The sequence below is a fragment of the Chryseobacterium sp. 2987 genome (assembly GCF_031456375.1).
Classification (GTDB): Bacteria; Bacteroidota; Bacteroidia; order Flavobacteriales; family Weeksellaceae; genus Chryseobacterium; species Chryseobacterium vaccae.
This window is the reverse complement of record NZ_JAVDUN010000005.1, coordinates 189,545-209,524: the sequence shown is the minus strand read 5'-3', so window position 1 is coordinate 209,524 and position 19,980 is coordinate 189,545. Positions and strand designations below refer to the sequence as shown.

At 37.7% G+C, this 19,980-nt stretch carries 19 protein-coding genes; 11 read left to right on the top strand and 8 right to left on the bottom strand.

The genetic code is table 11. From position 1 onward, the window contains the following. Nucleotides 1–100 precede the first annotated feature (100 nt). Nucleotides 101–1,651 (bottom strand): aldehyde dehydrogenase family protein, encoded by a 1,551-nt coding sequence (locus tag J2Y40_RS16360; RefSeq protein ID WP_310000124.1) that lies wholly within the window; start codon nucleotides 1,649–1,651, stop codon nucleotides 101–103. Between the two features lie 128 nt (nucleotides 1,652–1,779). Between J2Y40_RS16360 and J2Y40_RS16355 the strand changes: the two genes are divergently transcribed. Then, on the top strand, nucleotides 1,780–1,935 hold the full coding sequence (locus J2Y40_RS16355) for a histidine kinase (protein ID WP_153392035.1): 156 nt from the start codon (nucleotides 1,780–1,782) through the stop codon (nucleotides 1,933–1,935). A gap of 88 nt (nucleotides 1,936–2,023) precedes the next feature. On the opposite strand, the gene J2Y40_RS16350 is transcribed toward J2Y40_RS16355, so the two are convergent. The 5 genes from J2Y40_RS16350 to J2Y40_RS16330 form a co-directional block, all read right to left on the bottom strand. Beyond that, nucleotides 2,024–2,215, bottom strand: a complete 192-nt coding sequence (locus J2Y40_RS16350; RefSeq protein ID WP_153392033.1) for an Arc family DNA binding domain-containing protein — start codon at nucleotides 2,213–2,215, stop codon at nucleotides 2,024–2,026. An 84-nt stretch (nucleotides 2,216–2,299) separates the two neighbouring features. Beyond that, nucleotides 2,300–3,166, bottom strand: coding sequence for an SPFH domain-containing protein (locus J2Y40_RS16345; RefSeq protein WP_153392031.1), 867 nt, complete (start codon nucleotides 3,164–3,166; stop codon nucleotides 2,300–2,302). A gap of 253 nt (nucleotides 3,167–3,419) precedes the next feature. Beyond that, entirely contained in the window at nucleotides 3,420–6,671 is a 3,252-nt protein-coding gene (gene ccsA, locus J2Y40_RS16340; RefSeq protein ID WP_310000123.1) for a cytochrome c biogenesis protein CcsA, read from the bottom strand. A 336-nt stretch (nucleotides 6,672–7,007) separates the two neighbouring features. After that, the gene (locus J2Y40_RS16335; protein WP_153392027.1) at nucleotides 7,008–7,580 is read right to left on the bottom strand and encodes a Crp/Fnr family transcriptional regulator; all 573 of its coding nucleotides are present in this window, start codon (nucleotides 7,578–7,580) and stop codon (nucleotides 7,008–7,010) included. Between the two features lie 74 nt (nucleotides 7,581–7,654). Then, a complete protein-coding gene (locus tag J2Y40_RS16330; RefSeq protein WP_310000119.1) occupies nucleotides 7,655–8,299 on the bottom strand; it encodes a cysteine hydrolase family protein in 645 nt (214 codons plus the stop codon). A gap of 239 nt (nucleotides 8,300–8,538) precedes the next feature. On the opposite strand from J2Y40_RS16330, the gene J2Y40_RS16325 reads away from it, so the two are divergent. The 5 genes from J2Y40_RS16325 (at nucleotide 8,539) to J2Y40_RS16305 (ending at nucleotide 15,222) form a co-directional block, all read left to right on the top strand. Further along, nucleotides 8,539–11,106: a DNA translocase FtsK gene (locus tag J2Y40_RS16325; protein ID WP_153392023.1), complete on the top strand. Its 2,568-nt coding sequence runs from the start codon at nucleotides 8,539–8,541 to the stop codon at nucleotides 11,104–11,106. Nucleotides 11,107–11,167: 61 nt separating this feature from the next. Next, nucleotides 11,168–11,815 carry an outer membrane lipoprotein carrier protein LolA gene (locus J2Y40_RS16320; protein WP_153392021.1) on the top strand — a complete coding sequence of 216 codons (648 nt, stop codon included), beginning with the start codon at nucleotides 11,168–11,170 and terminating at the stop codon, nucleotides 11,813–11,815. Nucleotides 11,816–11,937: 122 nt separating this feature from the next. Further along, a complete protein-coding gene (locus J2Y40_RS16315) occupies nucleotides 11,938–13,395 on the top strand; it encodes an LptF/LptG family permease (protein ID WP_153392019.1) in 1,458 nt (485 codons plus the stop codon). 139 nt (nucleotides 13,396–13,534) lie between these two features. Next, nucleotides 13,535–14,329, top strand: coding sequence for a hypothetical protein (locus tag J2Y40_RS16310; protein ID WP_153392017.1), 795 nt, complete (start codon nucleotides 13,535–13,537; stop codon nucleotides 14,327–14,329). Nucleotides 14,330–14,580: 251 nt separating this feature from the next. Further along, a complete protein-coding gene (locus tag J2Y40_RS16305; protein WP_153392016.1) occupies nucleotides 14,581–15,222 on the top strand; it encodes a hypothetical protein in 642 nt (213 codons plus the stop codon). A gap of 56 nt (nucleotides 15,223–15,278) precedes the next feature. On the opposite strand, the gene frr is transcribed toward J2Y40_RS16305, so the two are convergent. Then, nucleotides 15,279–15,833: a ribosome recycling factor gene (gene frr / locus J2Y40_RS16300; protein ID WP_153392014.1), complete on the bottom strand. Its 555-nt coding sequence runs from the start codon at nucleotides 15,831–15,833 to the stop codon at nucleotides 15,279–15,281. 115 nt (nucleotides 15,834–15,948) lie between these two features. After that, nucleotides 15,949–16,656 (bottom strand): UMP kinase, encoded by a 708-nt coding sequence (gene pyrH / locus J2Y40_RS16295; RefSeq protein ID WP_002979821.1) that lies wholly within the window; start codon nucleotides 16,654–16,656, stop codon nucleotides 15,949–15,951. A 165-nt stretch (nucleotides 16,657–16,821) separates the two neighbouring features. On the opposite strand from pyrH, the gene porQ reads away from it, so the two are divergent. The 5 genes from porQ (at nucleotide 16,822) to J2Y40_RS16270 (ending at nucleotide 19,906) form a co-directional block, all read left to right on the top strand. Then, nucleotides 16,822–17,814, top strand: a complete 993-nt coding sequence (porQ, locus tag J2Y40_RS16290; RefSeq protein ID WP_153392012.1) for a type IX secretion system protein PorQ — start codon at nucleotides 16,822–16,824, stop codon at nucleotides 17,812–17,814. Nucleotides 17,815–17,897: 83 nt separating this feature from the next. Then, entirely contained in the window at nucleotides 17,898–18,572 is a 675-nt protein-coding gene (cmk, locus tag J2Y40_RS16285; protein ID WP_153392010.1) for a (d)CMP kinase, read from the top strand. A gap of 94 nt (nucleotides 18,573–18,666) precedes the next feature. Then, nucleotides 18,667–19,017: a YtxH domain-containing protein gene (locus J2Y40_RS16280; protein ID WP_153392008.1), complete on the top strand. Its 351-nt coding sequence runs from the start codon at nucleotides 18,667–18,669 to the stop codon at nucleotides 19,015–19,017. Nucleotides 19,018–19,096: 79 nt separating this feature from the next. After that, on the top strand, nucleotides 19,097–19,405 hold the full coding sequence (locus J2Y40_RS16275) for a phage holin family protein (protein ID WP_153392006.1): 309 nt from the start codon (nucleotides 19,097–19,099) through the stop codon (nucleotides 19,403–19,405). Nucleotides 19,406–19,408: 3 nt separating this feature from the next. After that, entirely contained in the window at nucleotides 19,409–19,906 is a 498-nt protein-coding gene (locus tag J2Y40_RS16270) for a phosphoribosyl-ATP pyrophosphatase (protein ID WP_310000109.1), read from the top strand. The last annotated feature ends 74 nt before the right edge of the window (nucleotides 19,907–19,980 follow it).

Sequence of the window (19,980 nt, the reverse complement as noted above, 5' to 3'; positions counted from 1 at the left end):
TATTAATTTTTAAATGTGGGGATTGGGTTAAAAAAATTGAGAGACCTAATGATTTTTTCAAATCTCTCAATTTTCAATTTTCATAGTTAAATTAAAACTTTTAAAAATCAAACTTAATCCCTTGTGCTAAAGGAAGTTGAGCTGTATAATTTATAGTATTAGTTTGTCTTCTCATGTAGTATTTCCAGACATCAGAACCGGATTCTCTTCCGCCTCCTGTTTCTTTTTCACCACCGAAAGCACCACCAATTTCCGCACCGGATGTTCCGATGTTTACGTTGGCAATACCACAGTCTGAACCTGCCTGGGAAAGGAATAATTCTGCTTCTCTTAAATTCTGAGTCATGATAGCAGAAGATAATCCTTGTGGAACATCATTCTGAATAGCAATAGCTTCTTCTAATGTCTTGTATTTGATTAAATATAAAATCGGTGCAAATGTTTCGTGCTGAACGATCTCGTAAGAGTTTTTCACTTCTGCGATACATGGTTTAACGTAGCATCCTGATTCGTATTCTTTTCCGCTCAGCACACCCCCTTCAACGATGAATTTACCACCTTCTTTTTTACATTTCTTGATTGCCTCCTCGTACTGATTAACAGCATCAACGTCAATAAGCGGTCCTACGTGGTTCTTTTCATCCAGAGGATTTCCGATCTTTAACTGTCCGTATGCTTTTACCAGTCTGTTCTTTACTTCATCATATACACTTTCGTGGATGATCAGTCTTCTGGTTGTAGTACATCTCTGTCCTGCAGTTCCTACCGCTCCGAAAACGGCTCCGATGATAGACATATCAATATCCGCATCTTTGGAAATGATGATTGCGTTATTTCCTCCTAGTTCAAGGATTGATTTTCCGAATCTTTCTGCTACTTTAGAAGAAACCATTCTTCCTACTCTTGTAGAACCGGTGAAAGACACCAATGAAACTCTCTTGTCATCCACTAATCTCTGTCCTATTTCGTGATCTGCCACCAATACGCTTGAAATTCCTTCAGGAAGATTGTTCTCCTTCAATACTTCTGCCATAATGTTCTGGCATGCAATAGCACACATTGGTGTTTTTTCTGATGGCTTCCAGATGGTAACGTTTCCGCAAATCCATGCTAACGCAGTGTTCCATGCCCAAACGGCTACCGGGAAGTTGAACGCGGTAATAATTCCCACTACACCCAGCGGATGGTATTGTTCGTACATTCTGTGCCCCGGTCTTTCCGAGTGCATGGTGTACCCGTGAAGCTGTCTGGATACTCCTACTGCAAAATCACAGATATCAATCATTTCCTGAACTTCGCCAAGACCTTCCTGCAGGGACTTACCCATTTCATAAGAAACAAGTTTCCCAAGATCGTCTTTATATTCTCTTAATTTCTGGCCTAGCTGCCTTACGATTTCCCCTCTCTTAGGAGCCGGGATCATTCTGAATTCCTGAAACGCCTTCTGAGCCGTCTCAATTACTTTGTCATAATCACTTTGTCCGGAAGTCTTTACTTTGGCAATCAGTCTGCCATCTACGGGGGAAAAGCTTTCTATTGTTTTTCCTGAAGCAAAATATTTCCCTCCTGTTGAAGTTCCTTTATTCTCTTCTTTGATCCCAAGATTTTTGAGTGTTTTTTCGATTCCGAAATCCTTTACTTTTTTAGACATAAAATGTTACTTTTCGTTCCTCTAAAGATAAAAATATTATGCGAACCTCAAAATTTTAATTTTTAGTTGGCTTTTTATTTGGACTAATTATAAACATGCTTATCTTTGTAAGGTAATTTTTAACAGAAATGGAAAATTCTCAGGAAAATAATAACAACTCGAAGTTCATGAAGTGGTTCAAGCGTGTGGGATGGGCAGGATTTGCTTTTTTTACCATTAAAGGTTTGATCTGGCTCGTGATCTTCTATTTTGGAGCCGATACGCTTCAAAGTTGTATAAAATAAAAAAGCAGAGAATTGATCTCTGCTTTTTTTGTTATAAGGTTAATTGATTGGGTTATTTTATTGAAAACATAAGGCTTCATTCAACCTTTTACTCTTCCTTTTTCTTTCTTCCTGAATTCACCAAACTCTGATGCAGCAGATATTCAATCTGCCCGTTTACGCTCCTGAACTCATCATTGGCCCATTTCTCCAGAAGTTTGTACGTAGAATCATCAATCCTTATGACGAAGGATTTTTTACTTTTACTTTCTGAAGAGTTGTGAGTTTTTTCTGATTTCATTTTCTAAATTTCTCTAAGATGATGATCTGAATTATTGTAAGGCAGAGAAAATCAGTCTTACAATGTAATAATTAATTGTTCACATTAATTGTAAAGTGTACCTGCATTCAAAATGGGAGTTGCTGCTTTTTCACCACATAAAACCACCATTAAGTTGCTTACCATTGCTGCTTTTCTTTCATCATCAAGTTCCACAATATTTTCTTCAGAAAGTTTTTTCAATGCAAGATCTACCATTCCTACAGCACCTTCTACAATCTTAGTTCTTGCGGCTACGATAGCTGTTGCCTGTTGTCTCTGAAGCATGGCACCAGCAATTTCCGAAGCATAAGCCAGATGGGAAATCCTCGCTTCCTGAATAATAATTCCCGCTTTTGAAAGACGGTCTGTAAGTTCCTGCTCCAAAATAGAGTTGATCTTATCACCGCCTTCCCTTAAAGTAATTGGTGCATGATCATCTTCCAGATTGTCATAAGGGAAACTCATTGCCAGATGACGTACTGCGGCTTCACTCTGCATTTTCACAAAGTCTGAATAACGCTCTACATCAAATGCAGCTTTATAGGTATCTCCTACTTTCCAGACCATTACCACGGCAATTTCAATAGGATTCCCCATTTTGTCATTGACTTTCAAAGTCTGACCCTGTAGGTTCTCTGAACGCAAAGACATCTTTTGGGATGAATATAAAGGGTTGATAAAAAACAATCCGTTATCCTTTACAGTTCCCACATAGCGGCCAAAGAAGTTGAGCACTCTTGAATGGTTCGGCTGAATAATCATCAGACCTTTTAAGAAAAAACAGGACAACAGAAAACACAACATAGCAATGGCTACAAGCGGAATGCTTTGATCAACTCCGGAAATAAAAAGATAGATTGATGCTACAAACAGAACCAGGCAGATCACTAAGGTAAGATACCCTGACATCGGTTTTAAAATTTTTTCCATAACAGTAAATTTTAATTTGATATTATTTTAATATCATAAAGATACAAATTAATTCTATACGATGAATCACAAAATATGATTTTTTTAATAGGTTCGGATAGGTGCCTGGTGCAAGGAATTTTGAATGTGAAATAATAAAATCAGCAAGCATTGTATCTAGTCTATTTTGAAAATATACAACTACACCCCGCTTCATTGCATAAAAAATCCCGGAACATGAATTCCGGGATTTTTATTGTATTGTTTTACAGTTTTATTTTTTGTTCAATGCTTTGAACTTGAAATAAGAAACTACCGCTAGTAAAATCATTGTTCCTACTCCAATATATACCCAGGCCGGAACCGGAACAGGGTCTCCTGCTGCATAAGAATGAAGTCCGCTTAAGTAATAGTTTACTCCAAAATAGGTCATTACCATTGAACAGAATGCGAACATTGTTGCTATGTGGAATGCCCATCTGCTTCTCAATCCTGGTACCAGTCTCATGTGCAGTACAAACGCATACACCATAATGGAGATAAAAGCCCATGTTTCCTTCGGGTCCCAGCTCCAGTATCTCCCCCATGATTCGTTGGCCCAGATCCCTCCAAGGAAGTTTCCGACGGTTAAGGCAAAAAGACCTATAGTAAGAGACATTTCAGATACAATAACCAGTTCTTTCAACGTGGTATCATGATGTATTTTATAAGTAGGTTTATCGGAAATAATATAGAATACCAGACTGATTACCGCAATAATCATAGACAGTGCAAAGAATCCATAACTGGATACGATAATAGCCACGTGAACGATCAGCCAGTATGATTTCAATACCGGAACCAGCGGAGTGATCTGTGGATCAAGTGCTGAACCGCCATGAGCAAACCCCATCATGATAACTGCTACCATAAATCCAGCTGCCGGAATCAGAGCATTGGCATTTCTGTACAGAAGGAATCCTGCCGTGATACCTACCCATGAAATAAAGATAATCGCTTCATATCCGTTACTCCAAGGTGCGTGTCCAGAAATATACCAGCGTGCGATAAGCCCAAGGAAATGGAACACATATCCTATTGCCCCTAATATGATGATGGCTTTAATTGCCTTATTTAATTTCTTGTTAGGTTTAAACAGTTCAACAAATCCTAAAATCATCAATAATCCTCCGATAATGGTATAGAAAATCAATAGCTTAAAGTTGATATTCACCTTATTCATGAACACTTCAAGATCTACTTTAGATTTTGAAGGAACAACAGCTTTCCCCCATTTCTGCTGATAATCTGAAAGTTTCGCCAATTCAGCATCAGCTTTACTCCAGTCTCCTGATTTCTGTGCCTGTAGGATTTCGGCAAAATATGGTCCCATTACCTGTTGAGATTCCATATCCGGCTCCAGTTTCTGGTCAAGCCATGAATGCCATGTATGGTTGGCATCATTTTTCACAGGAACAATTCTCATGAACTGGCCACTGAAAAACTCATTGAAGATCTGAACCCGTTCGTTAAGTTTAATCAGCTGTTTGTCATATTCTGACTGTTCTGCAGGCTTTTTGGCAAATGCAATATTATAGTCTCTTTCCAGAACATAGGTCATCATCCCTGTTTTTTTATCAATCGGGAAAAGATTAAGCAGAGAAGTATATCCGTCTTCATTGGCTTTGGCTTTTTCCAGAAGTGATTTTACTGCTCCAACACTAATCAAAGGGACAGCTGTCCAGCTTTCTGTATCGGTATTAATAGACAGGAACCACTGGTTGGCATCCAGGGATTTTCCGTCGGTTCCTTTAAAGCGGTCATGCTTGTATAGTTTTCTCAGAACTTCCAGTGCCTGCGTGTTCATCGGAACAATTCTTCCTTCAATATTCTGAACCAGAAGGTATCCGAATTTATCTGCATGTTCTTTACTGATCTTGTTTCTTGCAATAATCTCATCTGGAGAGATTATTCTCATTTTATTGATCGGTGATGCAGCAGAATTTTGTGTAGAAACACTAGTTTCCGGAGCCGGAGCGTGGTTATGCCCGTCTCCTTCTGTATGAACATGTTCTCTGCTTCCGTCAGTCGTCCCGTGGGTTTCAATTTTCTGAGCGTTCAATCCTAAGCTTAAGAAGATCAGAAGCACTGCCGCCGCTTTCTTTTTATTAACATCAGACAGCATTTTATTCAGTTTCCAGAAATGGGTTCCTTTCCAGAAGAAAATGATGAACATTCCTAAAAATAAAAGAGCATATCCGATGTAAGAGATCAAAGTTCCCCAGTAATCGTGGTTTACGGAAAGAACAGTACCCATTCTGTCCGGATCAAAACTTGCCTGGAAGAAACGGTATCCGCCATGGTTAAGAACGTGGTTCATATAGATTTTATAAGGCGTTTCTTTACCTCCATCAATGATTTTAACATGGCTTTCATAAGCACTCGGAGATGAACTTCCCGGATAGGTTTCCATCACAAAGTCATCCAGTTTTAAAGCAAACGGTGTGTTATATACTTTAGGCCCGAAACCTAGCATAATATTCAGTCCATCCATTGTGATCTGCTTGTAGGCATTCGGGTTTCCTTTTTCAACTGAAAGTTCAACCAGCTGCTTTGTTTTTGGTCCCTGCAGCTCAACTTTAAGCATATCCGGAACATTCATGTCTTTCTTTTTATCGCCTTCAAAAGCGATCAGTTTTCCTTTTTTAAGACCTTCAGGAACTACCAGCTTCAACTCATTGATGCTGTAAAGACTTCTCAATACTAAAGGCTGGAATTCATCCTTCTTGGTATTTCCGGTGGCCTGCGTTGCCATGGTCATAAAAGTAGCGTCAACCGGTGTTTTGATAAACAGTTTTCCGCCTTCATTTTTAAACTCTACAGCACCTTCAATAGCTCTGTTAAACGTTACCAGGGTTCCGTTGATGGATTTTGTTTCTCCCGGTTTGATGTAAATATTCTGTCTTCCGGTATTTCCTGTAGAAACCAGGTGAAGATATTCCGCTCCGTTAGGTTCAGCAACTAAGCTGTCTTTTTTTCTTTGTACATATTCTTTAGCAATAACCTTTACTTCTTTTCCACGGTAGTCATAGGTAGCTTTAAGGTCTTTATGCAAAGGAGACATCAGATAAGGAATATCCTGATAATTAAGAACATCTCCTTTTTCTTCAATCTGAATTTTTAAGAAATTTTTATCCGTTATGATCTCATTGGAAGTTTCTCCTTCCCTGATGTGCATTGTGCCTTCAAAACTGATGTATCTTGTAATGGCACCACCAATAAAGATGAATACAAAGGCAAGGTGAAACATCAGAACCGGCCATTTTTCTCTTTTCCACAGTCTGTATCTTCCGATATTTCCTATGAAATTGAGAATGAGCAGAACCATAATCAGTTCGAACCATTTTGCTTCATAAATTAATGCTTTTGCTGTTGGCGTTCCATAATCGTTTTCCAGGAACGTCGCATAAGCCATCGAGCCTGCGTACACCAGTAACAACACAGCCATTGTTCTGGTTGAGATAAGAATATCTTGGAGCTTCTTCATGATTTATTATACTTGACATGCAAAAATAAGGATGATAAACTATAAAGAGGTTAAAAAAAGCTGTTTTTTGTCACTTTAAAGCCGCTTTTACTTATTTTTAATCATTCTTAATAACATGAAAAACATTAAGAAAAATTCAATTTCAAATATCATAATAACCTAGATACATAATACCTATCCAAGCTATTGAAATATTCTATATCACCTTTCGCTTTAAGTTTTTTGAAGCCTCCTGCGTAAGGTCTTCATAAAGGAAAAGACAAGGCAGCATTAGAATTTTCATATAGGTTTTAGTTTCCTCCAAAAGTATATAATTAAAATATATTCCTCATTTTTTCAGCGCAGTTTTTTTCTGATTTTACTTAAAAATTCGTGAGTAATCCCCAGATAAGAGGCTGCCTGCTGTTGGGTAATCCTCTGTTCCAGTCCGGGATACTTCTCCAGAAATTCAGAATATCGTTTGTCGGCAGTTTTGCCCGTCAGGGAAAGAATTCTTCTCTGAAGTGCTACAGATGACTGTTGATTCATGATTCTGAAAAGCTTTTCAATCTGCGGCATGGTTTCGTACAGCTGCTCCTTATCTTTTTTTGAAATCATCAGAACTTCACTGTCCTCCAATGCTTCAATATTTAAAGTGCTGGGAACATTGTTGATCAGGCTGTCTATATCTGTGATCCACCAGCCTTCAACGGCGAAATAAAGGGTTTGTTCCGTACCGTTCTCATTCAGATAATACACTTTGAAACAGCCATTCAGCACAAAACCTTCGAAATGACAACACTCACCTTCTTTCAGGACAATCTCTTTCTTTTTATACTTTCTGAGTTTAAAGGGTTCAGCAAACCTCCCGAATTCTTCATCGGAAAGAGGGATGTATCTGGTGATATTTTTATACAGCAAGTCAGACATTAGATGAATTATAATGGAATAAAGATACCTATATTTCAAACAGGTATCTTTACTAAACTCTTTTTCAGACAGGATTATTTTCCGTTGATAAAATCTTCAGCATCTGCAACACGGGCATACAAACCTCCTAATGCTGAAATTCCTGCGAGAAACGACCTTTGGATTTCTTCCGCTTTTACAATTTTTCCGTTCAGCTCACGATCTCTTGTTGCTATAGCGTCTCCGATAATGGTATTATTAAAACCTAAATCAAAAGCGGCACTTGTCGTTGATTCTACGCAGACATCCGTCATCATTCCGGTGATCACCAGATTTTTGATCCCGCTTTTTTGCAGGTGTTCCAGAAGACCTGTTTCTCGGAAGCTGTTCGGGAAGTGTTTGATAATCACTTTTTCATTAGCCTCAGGGGCAACCAAGGTATTGATTTCAGATCCTGCTGTATTAGGAAGAAAAAAAGTAGCCTCTTTACTCTCGTCAATATGCCTGATATGAACAACCTGGAGATGATTTTTTCTGAAGAACCTCAGTATCTCCTGTGCTTTTCTGCCAGCCCGTTCAGCTCCTTCAAGCGTCATTTTCCCTCCTGGGAAATAATCATTCTGTACATCGATAATTAATAATGCTGTGTTTTCCATGTTTCTTTTTTGTTGTGCGTTAACAGATAGTAGCGAAATTAAAATCAGGCTCAGGGCCAGAATTCTGTTGAATGCATTGTTCATGAATTTCTTTTTTAACTTAATTATGCAAAATTACAGTACCAGAAATCCATAACCTTTGAACTAGTTCAAAAACGAATCTTCGTTTCAGCATCACAGAAAAAGATTTAAAAATTTTAGCTTAAAATTATCATTGTAAAGCACCGTAAATTCAAAAAAATAACCATAAATTACGCTCTCTTTTTGAGTAAAAAAGATTCTTTTAATGTTGAAAAAACATTAAATTTGCCCACATTGATATTATGGATAAAAAGACACAGACAAAACCAACAGAATCACCTGATACAGGTAAGATATTATCAAAGCCACGCATATTTTTCGGGCTTACTTTCATCCTTTTTTCTGTAGTTCTGACATTCTCGTTCATCTCTTATTTAATGAACTGGAAAGCAGATCAGAGCCAGGCAGGCACCATGCTTGACAAAAGCATAAAATCCTCCAATATTTTCGGAAAAGCCGGAGACTGGCTGGGAAATATTTTCATTTTTGAAAGCATAGGGATCGCTTCATTTATTATCGCTTTTTTATTTATGGCGGTAGGAACTCTGATCCTTAAGAAAAAAATATTCAAGCCATGGAAAACCATCGGCCACTCTCTGTTTTTCATCTGCTGGCTGCCTATTTTTATGGGTGCTATCACCAAAGGGCAAGGCGTGATGGGAGGTGTTTACGGATACCAGATCATGGATTATCTTAATGCAATCATCGGAACGGTTGGCCTGTGGGTTGTTCTGGTGGCAAGTATTCTTTTATATTTTATTTTAGAATTCAATCTTCGTCCCAGCTCAATCAAAGCTAAGCTGGATAGCATTAACGAAAACACCATCGGAAAGGTAAAATCGATGATGCCTAGTTCTGATGAAAATTTTGAAGCTGATGATGAACTTGAAGAAGAAGCTGAAAATACGGCACCCAATGTTACGGTAACCGACGTTTCTGAGCAACCGGAGAAGCCAAAAACAAGAGAACCGGAACCAGTACAGGTTCCGAAAGGCTTCCCTGAAGTTTCACCGGTAACCGGAGTAGAAACTATTGTAACGCCCAACCATACTTCTTTTGAAGATGACAAAAAAGATTTCTCTCAATCTGTAAATCTTAATTTGAATACAAAACCCGCTGTTCCTACTTCTACTCCGGAGCAGGCATTTGACATGAGCCCGGTTTCTCCGGTTCAGGTGCCAATTCCTGTTTCAACACCGGCCCAAGAAAACAACATTAAATTTAATGTGGAAGTAGCTCCTGTAATAGATATCCTTGATGATTCGGACAGAAAATCTCAGGAACTGGTTGAAAAACACGGATTGTATGATCATAAACTGGATCTTGCCGGATTCCAGATGCCGACTGTAGATCTTCTGAAAGATTACGGAAATGAAGAAATTTCTATCAACAAAGAAGAACTGGAAGAAAATAAAAATAAAATTGTAGGTCTTTTAAAGAATTTCAATGTAGGGATTGCTGAAATTAAAGCTACCATTGGACCAACGGTTACGTTATATGAAATTGTACCGGAAGCGGGAATCCGTGTTGCTGCCATCAAAAAACTGCAGGATGATATTGCGCTGAACCTTTCCGCTCTTGGAATCAGGATTATTGCTCCAATGCCGGGGAAAGGAACCATTGGAATTGAGGTACCGAGAAAGAACCCTACCATGGTATCCATGAGGTCTGTCATTGCTTCTCATAAATTCCAGAATACGGACATGGATCTTCCAGTTGTATTCGGGAAAACCATTTCTAACGAAGTATTTATGGCCGATCTGGCAAAAATGCCACACTTACTGATGGCCGGAGCCACAGGACAGGGTAAATCGGTAGGTATTAACGCCATCCTTACCTCGCTTCTTTACAAAAAGCATCCAAGTGAACTGAAATTTGTAATGGTAGATCCTAAAAAGGTTGAACTTTCTTTATATTCAAAAATTGAAAGACATTATCTGGCTAAACTTCCGGATGCAGAGGAAGCCATTATCACAGACACCAATAAAGTAATCAATACTCTGAACTCTCTTTGTATTGAGATGGATACAAGATATGACCTTCTTAAGAATGCTTTCTGTAAAAACCTGAAAGAATATAATAAGAAGTTCACGGAAAGAAAACTCAACCCTGAAAACGGGCATCGTTACCTTCCTTATATTGTATTGGTTGTAGACGAATTTGCAGATTTGATTATGACTGCAGGAAAAGAGGTAGAATTACCGATTGCCAGACTGGCACAGCTTGCCAGAGCCGTAGGAATTCACCTGATTGTTGCTACACAGAGACCTTCTGTTAACGTAATTACAGGGATGATTAAAGCCAATTTCCCTGCGAGAGCGGCCTTCAGAGTAATTTCCAGTGTAGATTCAAGAACGATCCTGGATTCTCCGGGTGCTGATCAGCTGATTGGTAAAGGAGATATGCTTTATTTTAACGGAAATGAAATTTTAAGACTTCAGTGTGCCTTTGTTGATACTCCGGAAGTGGAACGAATCGCAGAATACATTGGTGAACAGAAAGGATATGCTTCTGCCTTCCTTCTTCCTGAATATGTTTCTGATGACTCATCCAGTTCAGTAGGCGCTTTTGACCCGAATGAAAAAGATGCATTATTTGAAGAAGCTGCAAGAATTATTGTCTCTACACAACAAGGATCTACTTCTATGCTTCAGAGACAGCTTAAACTGGGCTATAACAGAGCGGGAAGAATTATGGATCAGCTGGAGGCAAGTGGTATTGTAGGAGGCTTTAACGGAGCTAAAGCAAGAGAGGTACTGATCAGTGATTTACACTCTTTGGAACAGTTTTTGGAAGATCTGCGTAGTTAGAAGGAAAAACAAATTGTTTCACCCTTAAAATTAAAAATCTAAAGATTATTAAATAAAGAAAATGAAAAATATTATTTCAAAAGTTATATTGGGAAGTTTTGTTGTAGGTGCAGTTGGAATGGCTCAGGCACAGAAAATTGATGCAAAAGCTAAAAAGATATTGGATGATATTACAGCCAACTATAATTCTAAAAAGAATTCTTACTTCAAATTTTCTTTTGGAAGCGGACTAAATGGACAGGTGACGAAAACAGAACCGGGGATCTATTATGCTGCAGGGGAAAAATATAAGCTTAAGATCATGGATACGGAACAGATCTATGATGGAAACAAAATTTACAACATCAATGCTGATGATATGGAGGTAACCATTGCCAAGCCTAACGGAAGCAGTTCTATGTTCTCTCCTATCAATTATCTTTCTACTTACAGAAATGATTACAACGTAACCTACAATGGTAAAAAAACAGTAAACGGAGTAAACGCAGATTTCATCAAGCTGACCCCAGTAAAATCCAACGGAATAAAATATGTTTATCTTTTTGTAGATTCTGCAAAGAAACAAATGGTAAAACTTGAGCAGCACGGAAATAATCAGGATGTAGCCGTAATCGCCATCAAAGAATACAAGGAAAACCAGGAGCTGGACCCTAATATGTTCGTTTTTGATAAGAATAAGTTCAAAAATTACGTGATCACAGAACTTTAAAAATAGAAAAACTAAATCGTAAAGCTGCTAATTCGTCTTTTTGTTATTTAGTCTTAAAAGAAAAATATAAAAATTATAAGAGCCACAAGTAAAATTTGTGGCTTTTTGATTAATTTTGGCGCATGTTAAAAATACTAGACCGATATATCATAAAAACCTTCTTTGGACCGTTTTTCTTTATATTCAGCGTATTGTTTTTCATTTTTATTGTAAACATTATCTGGGTTCAGTTGGGGCAATTTATGGGTAAAGGATTAAGCTACTGGCAGATCCTTAAACTTCTTTTTTATCTGGGGGTAAGCGTTATCAGTATGGTACTCCCGCTTACCATACTTCTGGCAAGCATTATGTCTTTTGGAGAATTCGGAGAACGGTATGAACTTGCCGCCATGAAAGCTGCCGGAATTTCTCTTACAAGGGTAATGGCACCACTGTTGGGAGTGGCAACCGTATTGGCAGTCATGCTTTTTTTCTTCTCCAATAATATTATTCCAGATTTCCAGAAAAAGGCTAAGAATATGCTTTTCAATATTGCACAGACTAAGCCGGCGCTTAACTTTACACCAGGACAGTTTATTGATCAGCTTCCCGGATACATGGTAAAGTTTGATAAAATTTATGGGGATAACGGTGAACATATTGAAGGGGTTTTTGTTCACAAAAAAGCCAGCACCTATGAAAATCAACGGTCTATTGTAGCTGAAAAAGGACGATTTGTACCGATCGCCAATAAAAACTTTCTAAAGCTGGAATTGTATAATGGTTATATATTAGAAGACAATTTTGCAGGAAAAGGAGAGAATGTAAGAAAAAAACAACCGGATCAGGCCATTAAGTTTGACACGCTGGTTTCTCACTTCGATGTCAGTGAAATCGTCAACAAGGCTATTGAAAAAGAACAGATTACGGACGATTATCGTTTCCAGACCTATGGACAACTTATTGAAACGGTAGCTAAAAACAAAAAAGACAATGCAGATTTTTTCACCAATATCGGAACTGATGTCCTGAGCCGTACCAATTCGGTGATCAGCTATATGGATAAAAATGTAAAATCAAAAGCTGCCCCGAAGTCCCAGATCAAATTAGATTCAATAAAAGGAGATAAAAAACTGGACCTTCTTTATAATTCCTATAATAATCTGGAGAGCCTGAAAACAACTGCAGCAGATAAAAAGAATGAATTCAGTTCCAATATCAAATATTTCAGTAAAGTTGTCATTTATCAGCAAAGGATTATTTCCTATTCTGTAACCTGTATCATCTTCTTCCTGATTGGGGCCAGTTTAGGATCCATCATCAGAAAAGGAGGAATGGGACTTCCGGTGATCATAGCCATCGTTATTTTCATCATCTTCTACGTGATGAATCTCGGGATTGAAAACGTGGCATGGGGCGGAAAAATGAGTCCTTATCTGGCAGCATGGCTTCCTAATCTCATTCTTCTTCCTTTCGGAGTATGGATGACGTATAAAGCCCTTACCGACTCACAACTGTTTGATGCGGAGAAATACAAGGCGTTCTTTAAACCTATTACAAAGCTGTTCGTGAAAACGAAAGAGCATACGAGATACCAGTAATGATATTAAAAATGCACTTATAAATACAGACCTGGAGAAATCCGGGTCTTTTTTATACCTGAAAGTGTGGTATTCTATTATGTCATGCCCTAAAGTATAAAAGATTATATTTACAAAAATTGTTAAAAATAATAACTACATGAAAAAAGTACTACTATTGAGCTTATTCACTATAGTCTCAGTAAATGTGTATGCACAGGAAGACAACGCTACAGATTATGATCTGAAAAATGATGAAAAATTAGGGTATATCATCGATAAAAGCGGAAAAAAAATAGAAGGAATCGTACGTCTGAACGGAGACGAAAGAAATCCGTGGGACAATCAGAAAAAAGTGAAATTCATTGCTGCAACTGATATTGACAAATCTAAAAAGAAACAGAAATTCAAAGGTTTTGATGCGGATGATATTAAAGGATATACCGCTGTTGATGAAAACAATAATGAAAGACATTTTGAAACCATAAAGTACACCAATACAAAAGAAGGTTTTAATACCGCAACCGGCGGACTGAGCGGTAATCTTAAAGCATTTAATAACCTTACCAAAAGTACACAGTTTGCAGAAGTGGTTACGGATGGGAAAATCAAAGTATATAAACTTTACGGCTATCCTACTACATTCTCTGCAGGCGGACAAATTGCTGCCGCTGACAAGGAAAATGAAAGAATGAGAAATTTCCCTTCTTATATTTATTCCAAAAGGGGTGGCAAACTGGAAGAGCTTACATTTGCTAAAGCCAAAACGGTTATTACAGATTGCAGCTATGCCAAAGGAAAGCTGACTGCAGGTTCTTATGCTTCTCTTAAAAATGACGAAAAGAAAAGATCCGGGCTTGGAAAACTGATCAAAAGCCAGATTGATGACGTCATGTCAAACATCCCTGAGATTGTGGAAGAAGTAATTGTTGATTATAACGAAAACTGCAAATAAATAACCTGAATTCGGAAGAAGTAAGGTAAGATTAATGGATGGAAGAAGGAGGATGGAAGTTATTTTTGGTTATAGGTATTGAAGGTCACTGTATAATCAAATTATTTTAAACAGAATGGCAATTATGAGTGATGACTTTCATAACTTCCATCCCCCCATCTCCCTGCTTCAAACCTTTCTAAACCAGAAATCAAGATCCCGAACGAAGGTTTCCCACGGAAGTCTCCGTTTTTAATACCACCTTACAAAATATGAAAACAATATTCATCACAGCATTCCTGGCTATCTTTATGTCTTGTAAAAAAGCAGACAACAAGGAAAAGGCTCTCCTACCGTCTTCCGGGGCAGACAGTTCTGCTGTTAAAAAAGCTTCAGAAACAGATTCATCTGATCCTATTGATAACATCAAAAAAGAATACAACAGGCTTCATGCCCTTTTGGAAGCTAAGAAGTTTACAACGAAAGGCTTTACCTACAACTGCAATGAAGAACCTTCAGGAGAGGTTACTTTCTACTCGGATAAGAATGAAATTAAGGTGATCCGGCATTCCTATGCTGAACACAGCCATTTTTCAGCTACTGAACAGTATTTTATCAAAAATGGAAAACCATTCTTTATATTCAGAGAAGAAGCAATCTGGAATTTCGATGGAGGAACCCCGGAAAAACCGATTACTAAAGACGACATTACAGAAACAAGAATTTATATCCAAAACGGAAAACCAATCAGGTGCCTTGAAAAGAAATACAGCATACGATCAGATGATTCAGAAAAACCAGATCCCTCTAAAATCCCCGGAAAAGAAATCCATTGTACAATTGAAGATCTTATGAAAACATATGGACTGCTCATAAAAAACAAAGATCAGAAAGAAGAAAAGCAATGTCTTTAAAAAACAAAAAGAGGCTTCCAGGGGAAACCTCTTTTTTATTTTCAAAAAACTGAAAATTATACTTTCATAATTTCAGCTTCTTTTGTTTTAAGATGTTCGTCACAAAGCTTTACGTATTTGTCAGTATAAGCCTGGATTTCTTCTTCCACCCCTTTTACTACATCTTCAGAAACTCCTTCCAGCTTTTTAAGTTCTTTCAACCCGTCCTGTCTTGCGTTTCTTACCGTTACTTTAGTCTGCTCAGCTTCTCCTTTAGCCTGTTTTGCCAATTCCCTTCTTCTTTCCTCTGTTAAAGGCGGAACGTTAAGGATAATGTTTTCTCCATTATTAGAAGGTGCAAAACCTAAGTTTGAATTAATAATCGCTTTCTCAATTGCATTGATCGCCGTTCTGTCCCAAGGTTGAATAGAAATTGTCATTGCATCTGGAATAGACACGTTGGCAACCTGGTTGATAGGAGTCATTGCTCCGTAATATTCCACCATCACATCCTGAACCATCGCCGTAGAAGCACGTCCTGCTCTAATTCTTTGAAATGCGTGTTCCAGGTGCTTTACAGCTGCATCCATGTCATGCTTTACAGAGTCTAATATAAGATCTAATTCTTCCATTATTATATTATAGTTTGATAAATTACACATTAATTATAAGTGATAAATGATAAGTATTATAAAAAAAACTTAACTGCAATTACCTATTATCCACTGCCCGTAATCTGGCTCTTACTTACAAATCAACCAGAGTTCCTACATTTTCTCCGTCCACAATTTTTTCCAGGTTACCATCTTTATTCATATCGAATACAATGATCGGAAGTTTGTTTTCGTGGCTTAAAGTGAAGGCAGTCATATCCATTACTTTAAGGTTTTTCTCAAATACTTCATCGAAAGATAATGAATTATATTTTACAGCGTCCGCATTTTTCTCAGGATCGCTGTCATAGATTCCGTCTACTCTGGTTCCTTTTAAGATCACATCTGCCCCGATTTCAATAGCTCTTAACGTAGCAGCCGTATCCGTAGTAAAATAAGGATTTCCTGTTCCTGCTCCGAAGATCACTACTCTGCCCTTTTCAAGGTGTCTTACTGCTCTTCTTTTAATAAAAGGTTCTGCTACCTTATCCATTTCAATAGCAGACTGAAGCCTTGTTTTGATTCCCGCATCTTCCAGCGCTCCCTGAAGAGCCATTCCGTTGATGACAGTCGCCAGCATCCCCATATAATCTCCCTGTACTCTGTCCATTCCTTTCGCCGCTCCTGCTACTCCACGGAAAATGTTTCCTCCTCCAATAACGATCGCTACTTCACATCCTTTATCCACTACTTTTTTGATCTCTGCTGCATATTCCTGCAGTCTTTCATTGTCAATACCGTATTGTCTGTTCCCCATTAAGGCCTCGCCACTCAGTTTTAGAAGGATTCTTTTATATTTCATCTTTAATTTTAATAAATTTTATTGGAGGTAATTTCCCCGAAATTTGATTTTGCAAATATAATCATTAAAAATATTGGTAAAAGAAAAATATTTACACACAAATAATGTTAGAAATATTTTGATAAGTACGAAAAAGGATTATTTTTGCATTAATTATAAATTGAATTGAAGAAAATTATCATTTTTTCATTATTTCTATCAGGAATTGTTTCTTATGCGCAAACAGGAACAAATGTTTATCCTTTCTTAAACATACCTGTATCTGCCAGACAGGCTGCCTTAGGCGGTGATGCAATTTCCATAAGAGATCATGATGTTTCCTTTGCTATTGCAAACCCGTCCCTTCTTAATAGAGATTCAGATAAACAGCTTTCTGTAAACGGTGCGGCCTATCTTGCCGACTCAAAATATGGAACCGTTGCCTATGCCAGAGATTTCGATAATGGTCATATGGCCACGATCAATGCAAGGTATATGAGCTACGGAAGTATTCCGAGAACCGATGAAAGCGGTTATCAGAACGGAGATTTCAAAGCTTCAGATGTAGCTATTGGTGCAGGATATGCCTACCAGTTTGAAGAAGACTGGACCATTGGCGGAGGAATTAATTTCATCACTTCAAAAATTGACAATTATACGTCTTCTGCCATCTCGGGAACGGCAGGAGTTACCTACTATAATAAGAAAAATAAAGAAACTCTTTCCCTAGTATTAAGAAACTTCGGATTTCAGCTGAAATCATTCAACGGAACAAGAGAAAATCTTCCGTTCAGGGTTGACCTGGGCTACACCAAGATTCTGAAAATGATTCCTCTTGCCATCACCATTACCGCTCACGATCTTCAGCAGTTTGATATTTCTGATCAATATAATGTGAACGGACAGGAAGTAGGCTTCGGAAGAAAACTGGCAGACCACTTTTCTGTGGGAGCAGAACTTTTCCCGGAAAAAGGGTTTAATATCAGACTGGGATATAACGTAAAAAGAGGTAATGAACTTGCCGTGGCAGATCAGAGAAACTTTTCGGGACTTTCCGGAGGATTTGGAATTAAATTAAGAAAATTCCGAATTGATTATGCCCATGTGCGCTATCACAACTCTTCCAATGTGAACCAGATAGGGGTATCTATAGACCTTAGCAGCCACGCAGGAGAATAATTCTACAATATAAATCTACATTGTTATGTAGATTTTTTTCTTTACAGCCTTGGTTTTTTAAAAAAAATCTTGAAATTTGCGGTATGAAAAAACCTGTAATAGCTATCGATGGGTACTCGTCTACCGGAAAAAGTTCAATCTCTAAAGTCATTGCCGATAAATTGGGTCTTATTCACCTGGATACCGGCGCGCTTTACAGAGGGGTAACCTGGTTTGCATTACAGAACTGTATGAACAAGGATAGTACCATTGATCTTCAGAAATTGTTTAATTCATTCAATGAAATAGAACTGGAATTCAGAAATAATAACGGAGAACTGGTTCTTTATCTTAATCATATTGATATTTCCAAGCAGATCCGTACCAATGAGGTATCTGATAATGTAAGCATTGTTGCCAAGCAGAAAGAAGTAAGAGATTTTCTTCTTCAGTCCCAGCGCTCATTGGCAGAAAAAGGCGGTATTATTATGGACGGACGTGACATAGGGACAGTAGTTCTGCCAAATGCGGACTACAAATTCTTCCTCACGGCCAGTATTGATGAAAGAACCAACAGAAGATATTTTGAATTGGCAGGCCTTGGAATTAAAGCAGACAGAGAGCAGGTAAAACAGAACCTTATTGAACGTGATAAGATCGACAGTGAACGGGAAATTGCTCCATTGAAGCAGGCTGAGGATGCTATTGTTATCGACAATACAACACTGACGAAAGAAGAAACAATAGACATGATTTTATCCCACATCCATAAGATTTAACAATTTTTAATAGGCCATTGACCTCCTTTGGTATGCAAATTGTACATTTTAACACAGTAAAAACTACTATTTATTAACTATTAAAAAACTTAAAATGTCTAGAAAAGGAAAAAATACAGCAGGTATATTGGCAGGACTTCTTGCAGGTGCTGCAGCAGGTGTAATCTTAGGAATGCTTTATGCCCCTGAAGAAGGTAAAGAAACAAGAAAGAAAATCAAAAATAAAGCAAACGACCTAAAAGATCAGGCTAAAAACAAATATGGCGAGGTTTCTGAAAAAGTAAAAGATCAGTACGGTAACATTTCTTCTACTTTCAAAGAAACAGCTAATAATGTAGCCCATACGGTAAAAGACGGATATGATAAATACAAAGATCAGATCGTTTCTAAAACTGCAGACGTAGTAAAGGATGTAGAAGCTGAATTGAATGATCTTAAAAAATAAGTAATTTATTTTTTGAGTAAATTATGGGAAGGAACTTTTTGCGCGAAAGTTCCTTTTTTTGTAACTTTAAAAAAAAACAATGATAGAGACTATTAAAGAATATGCCTCGAAGAGAATAGATCTTCTGAAAATTGAAGCTACCGAAAAATCTTCTCTTTCCGCTGGGCTCATTACCTACTTTGTAGTGCTGCTTGTTGCTTTTGCTTTTTTTATTATCCTTTTCAACTTCGGAATTGCCTTTCTTATCGGCAAAGCATTGGATAATACTTCTTACGGATTTTTGATTGTTGCTGCATTTTATGCTGTAGTCATGGCGCTTGTCATTGCATTCAAGAATAAAATTGTCAATACGGTTGCAGACCAGGTTATTAAATTTTTAAATCATTAAACTATGGGCAGAAAATATGAAAGCATCGAAGAACTAAGGAGAAAGAAAAAACTGCTTCAAAGCGAAATAGACGACCTGGAAAACCTTCTTACCTTTAAAAATACAAAGGAAAGTTTAAGCGCCTTTACCAATGGACTTAGCGACCAGTATCTGCAGGAGAAAGTAGATGAAGACGGCGATGAAAAAGTAATTCTACGCAAAGACGTTATTGCCAGACAGCTTACTTCAGAGGTAAAAGACCTGCTGATCAATAAAAATACAGCCGTAGGCATTGCCAGTACTGCACTAGGCGGAAATGTTACGGACAGTCTTATCAAATTGGGAGTAACAGCACTTGTTGGCAACTACGCCAAAAAGAATATGAAAAGTCCCAACTGGAAAAAGAAATTACTGGGTGCAGCCATGATCTATCTTGCTCCTATTGCTCTTAAATATGTAAGAAAAAAACTTGAAGAATATCAGAAAAACAAAAGTGTTTCAAGTATGGAGCAGTTGATATAACAAAGCTGATAAATTAATATAAGACATCAGATTTCAGATCTATGAGTGATAGAATATTCACTTATAATGTAAAA

Bases quoted from the DNA above. Each gene is read 5' to 3' on its own strand.
- J2Y40_RS16330 (WP_310000119.1), bottom strand. From the start codon at position 8,299: ATGAACAATGCATTCAACAGAATTCTGGCCCTGAGCCTGATTTTAATT.
- ccsA (WP_310000123.1), bottom strand. From the start codon at position 6,671: ATGAAGAAGCTCCAAGATATTCTTATCTCAACCAGAACAATGGCTGTG.
- J2Y40_RS16305 (WP_153392016.1), top strand. From the start codon at position 14,581: ATGAAAACAATATTCATCACAGCATTCCTGGCTATCTTTATGTCTTGT.
- J2Y40_RS16345 (WP_153392031.1), bottom strand. From the start codon at position 3,166: ATGGAAAAAATTTTAAAACCGATGTCAGGGTATCTTACCTTAGTGATC.
- J2Y40_RS16320 (WP_153392021.1), top strand. From the start codon at position 11,168: ATGAAAAATATTATTTCAAAAGTTATATTGGGAAGTTTTGTTGTAGGT.
- J2Y40_RS16335 (WP_153392027.1), bottom strand. From the start codon at position 7,580: ATGTCTGACTTGCTGTATAAAAATATCACCAGATACATCCCTCTTTCC.
- J2Y40_RS16280 (WP_153392008.1), top strand. From the start codon at position 18,667: ATGTCTAGAAAAGGAAAAAATACAGCAGGTATATTGGCAGGACTTCTT.
- J2Y40_RS16270 (WP_310000109.1), top strand. From the start codon at position 19,409: ATGGGCAGAAAATATGAAAGCATCGAAGAACTAAGGAGAAAGAAAAAA.
- J2Y40_RS16310 (WP_153392017.1), top strand. From the start codon at position 13,535: ATGAAAAAAGTACTACTATTGAGCTTATTCACTATAGTCTCAGTAAAT.
- J2Y40_RS16350 (WP_153392033.1), bottom strand. From the start codon at position 2,215: ATGAAATCAGAAAAAACTCACAACTCTTCAGAAAGTAAAAGTAAAAAA.
- J2Y40_RS16355 (WP_153392035.1), top strand. From the start codon at position 1,780: ATGGAAAATTCTCAGGAAAATAATAACAACTCGAAGTTCATGAAGTGG.
- cmk (WP_153392010.1), top strand. From the start codon at position 17,898: ATGAAAAAACCTGTAATAGCTATCGATGGGTACTCGTCTACCGGAAAA.
- J2Y40_RS16315 (WP_153392019.1), top strand. From the start codon at position 11,938: ATGTTAAAAATACTAGACCGATATATCATAAAAACCTTCTTTGGACCG.
- pyrH (WP_002979821.1), bottom strand. From the start codon at position 16,656: ATGAAATATAAAAGAATCCTTCTAAAACTGAGTGGCGAGGCCTTAATG.
- J2Y40_RS16325 (WP_153392023.1), top strand. From the start codon at position 8,539: ATGGATAAAAAGACACAGACAAAACCAACAGAATCACCTGATACAGGT.
- J2Y40_RS16360 (WP_310000124.1), bottom strand. From the start codon at position 1,651: ATGTCTAAAAAAGTAAAGGATTTCGGAATCGAAAAAACACTCAAAAAT.
- frr (WP_153392014.1), bottom strand. From the start codon at position 15,833: ATGGAAGAATTAGATCTTATATTAGACTCTGTAAAGCATGACATGGAT.
- J2Y40_RS16275 (WP_153392006.1), top strand. From the start codon at position 19,097: ATGATAGAGACTATTAAAGAATATGCCTCGAAGAGAATAGATCTTCTG.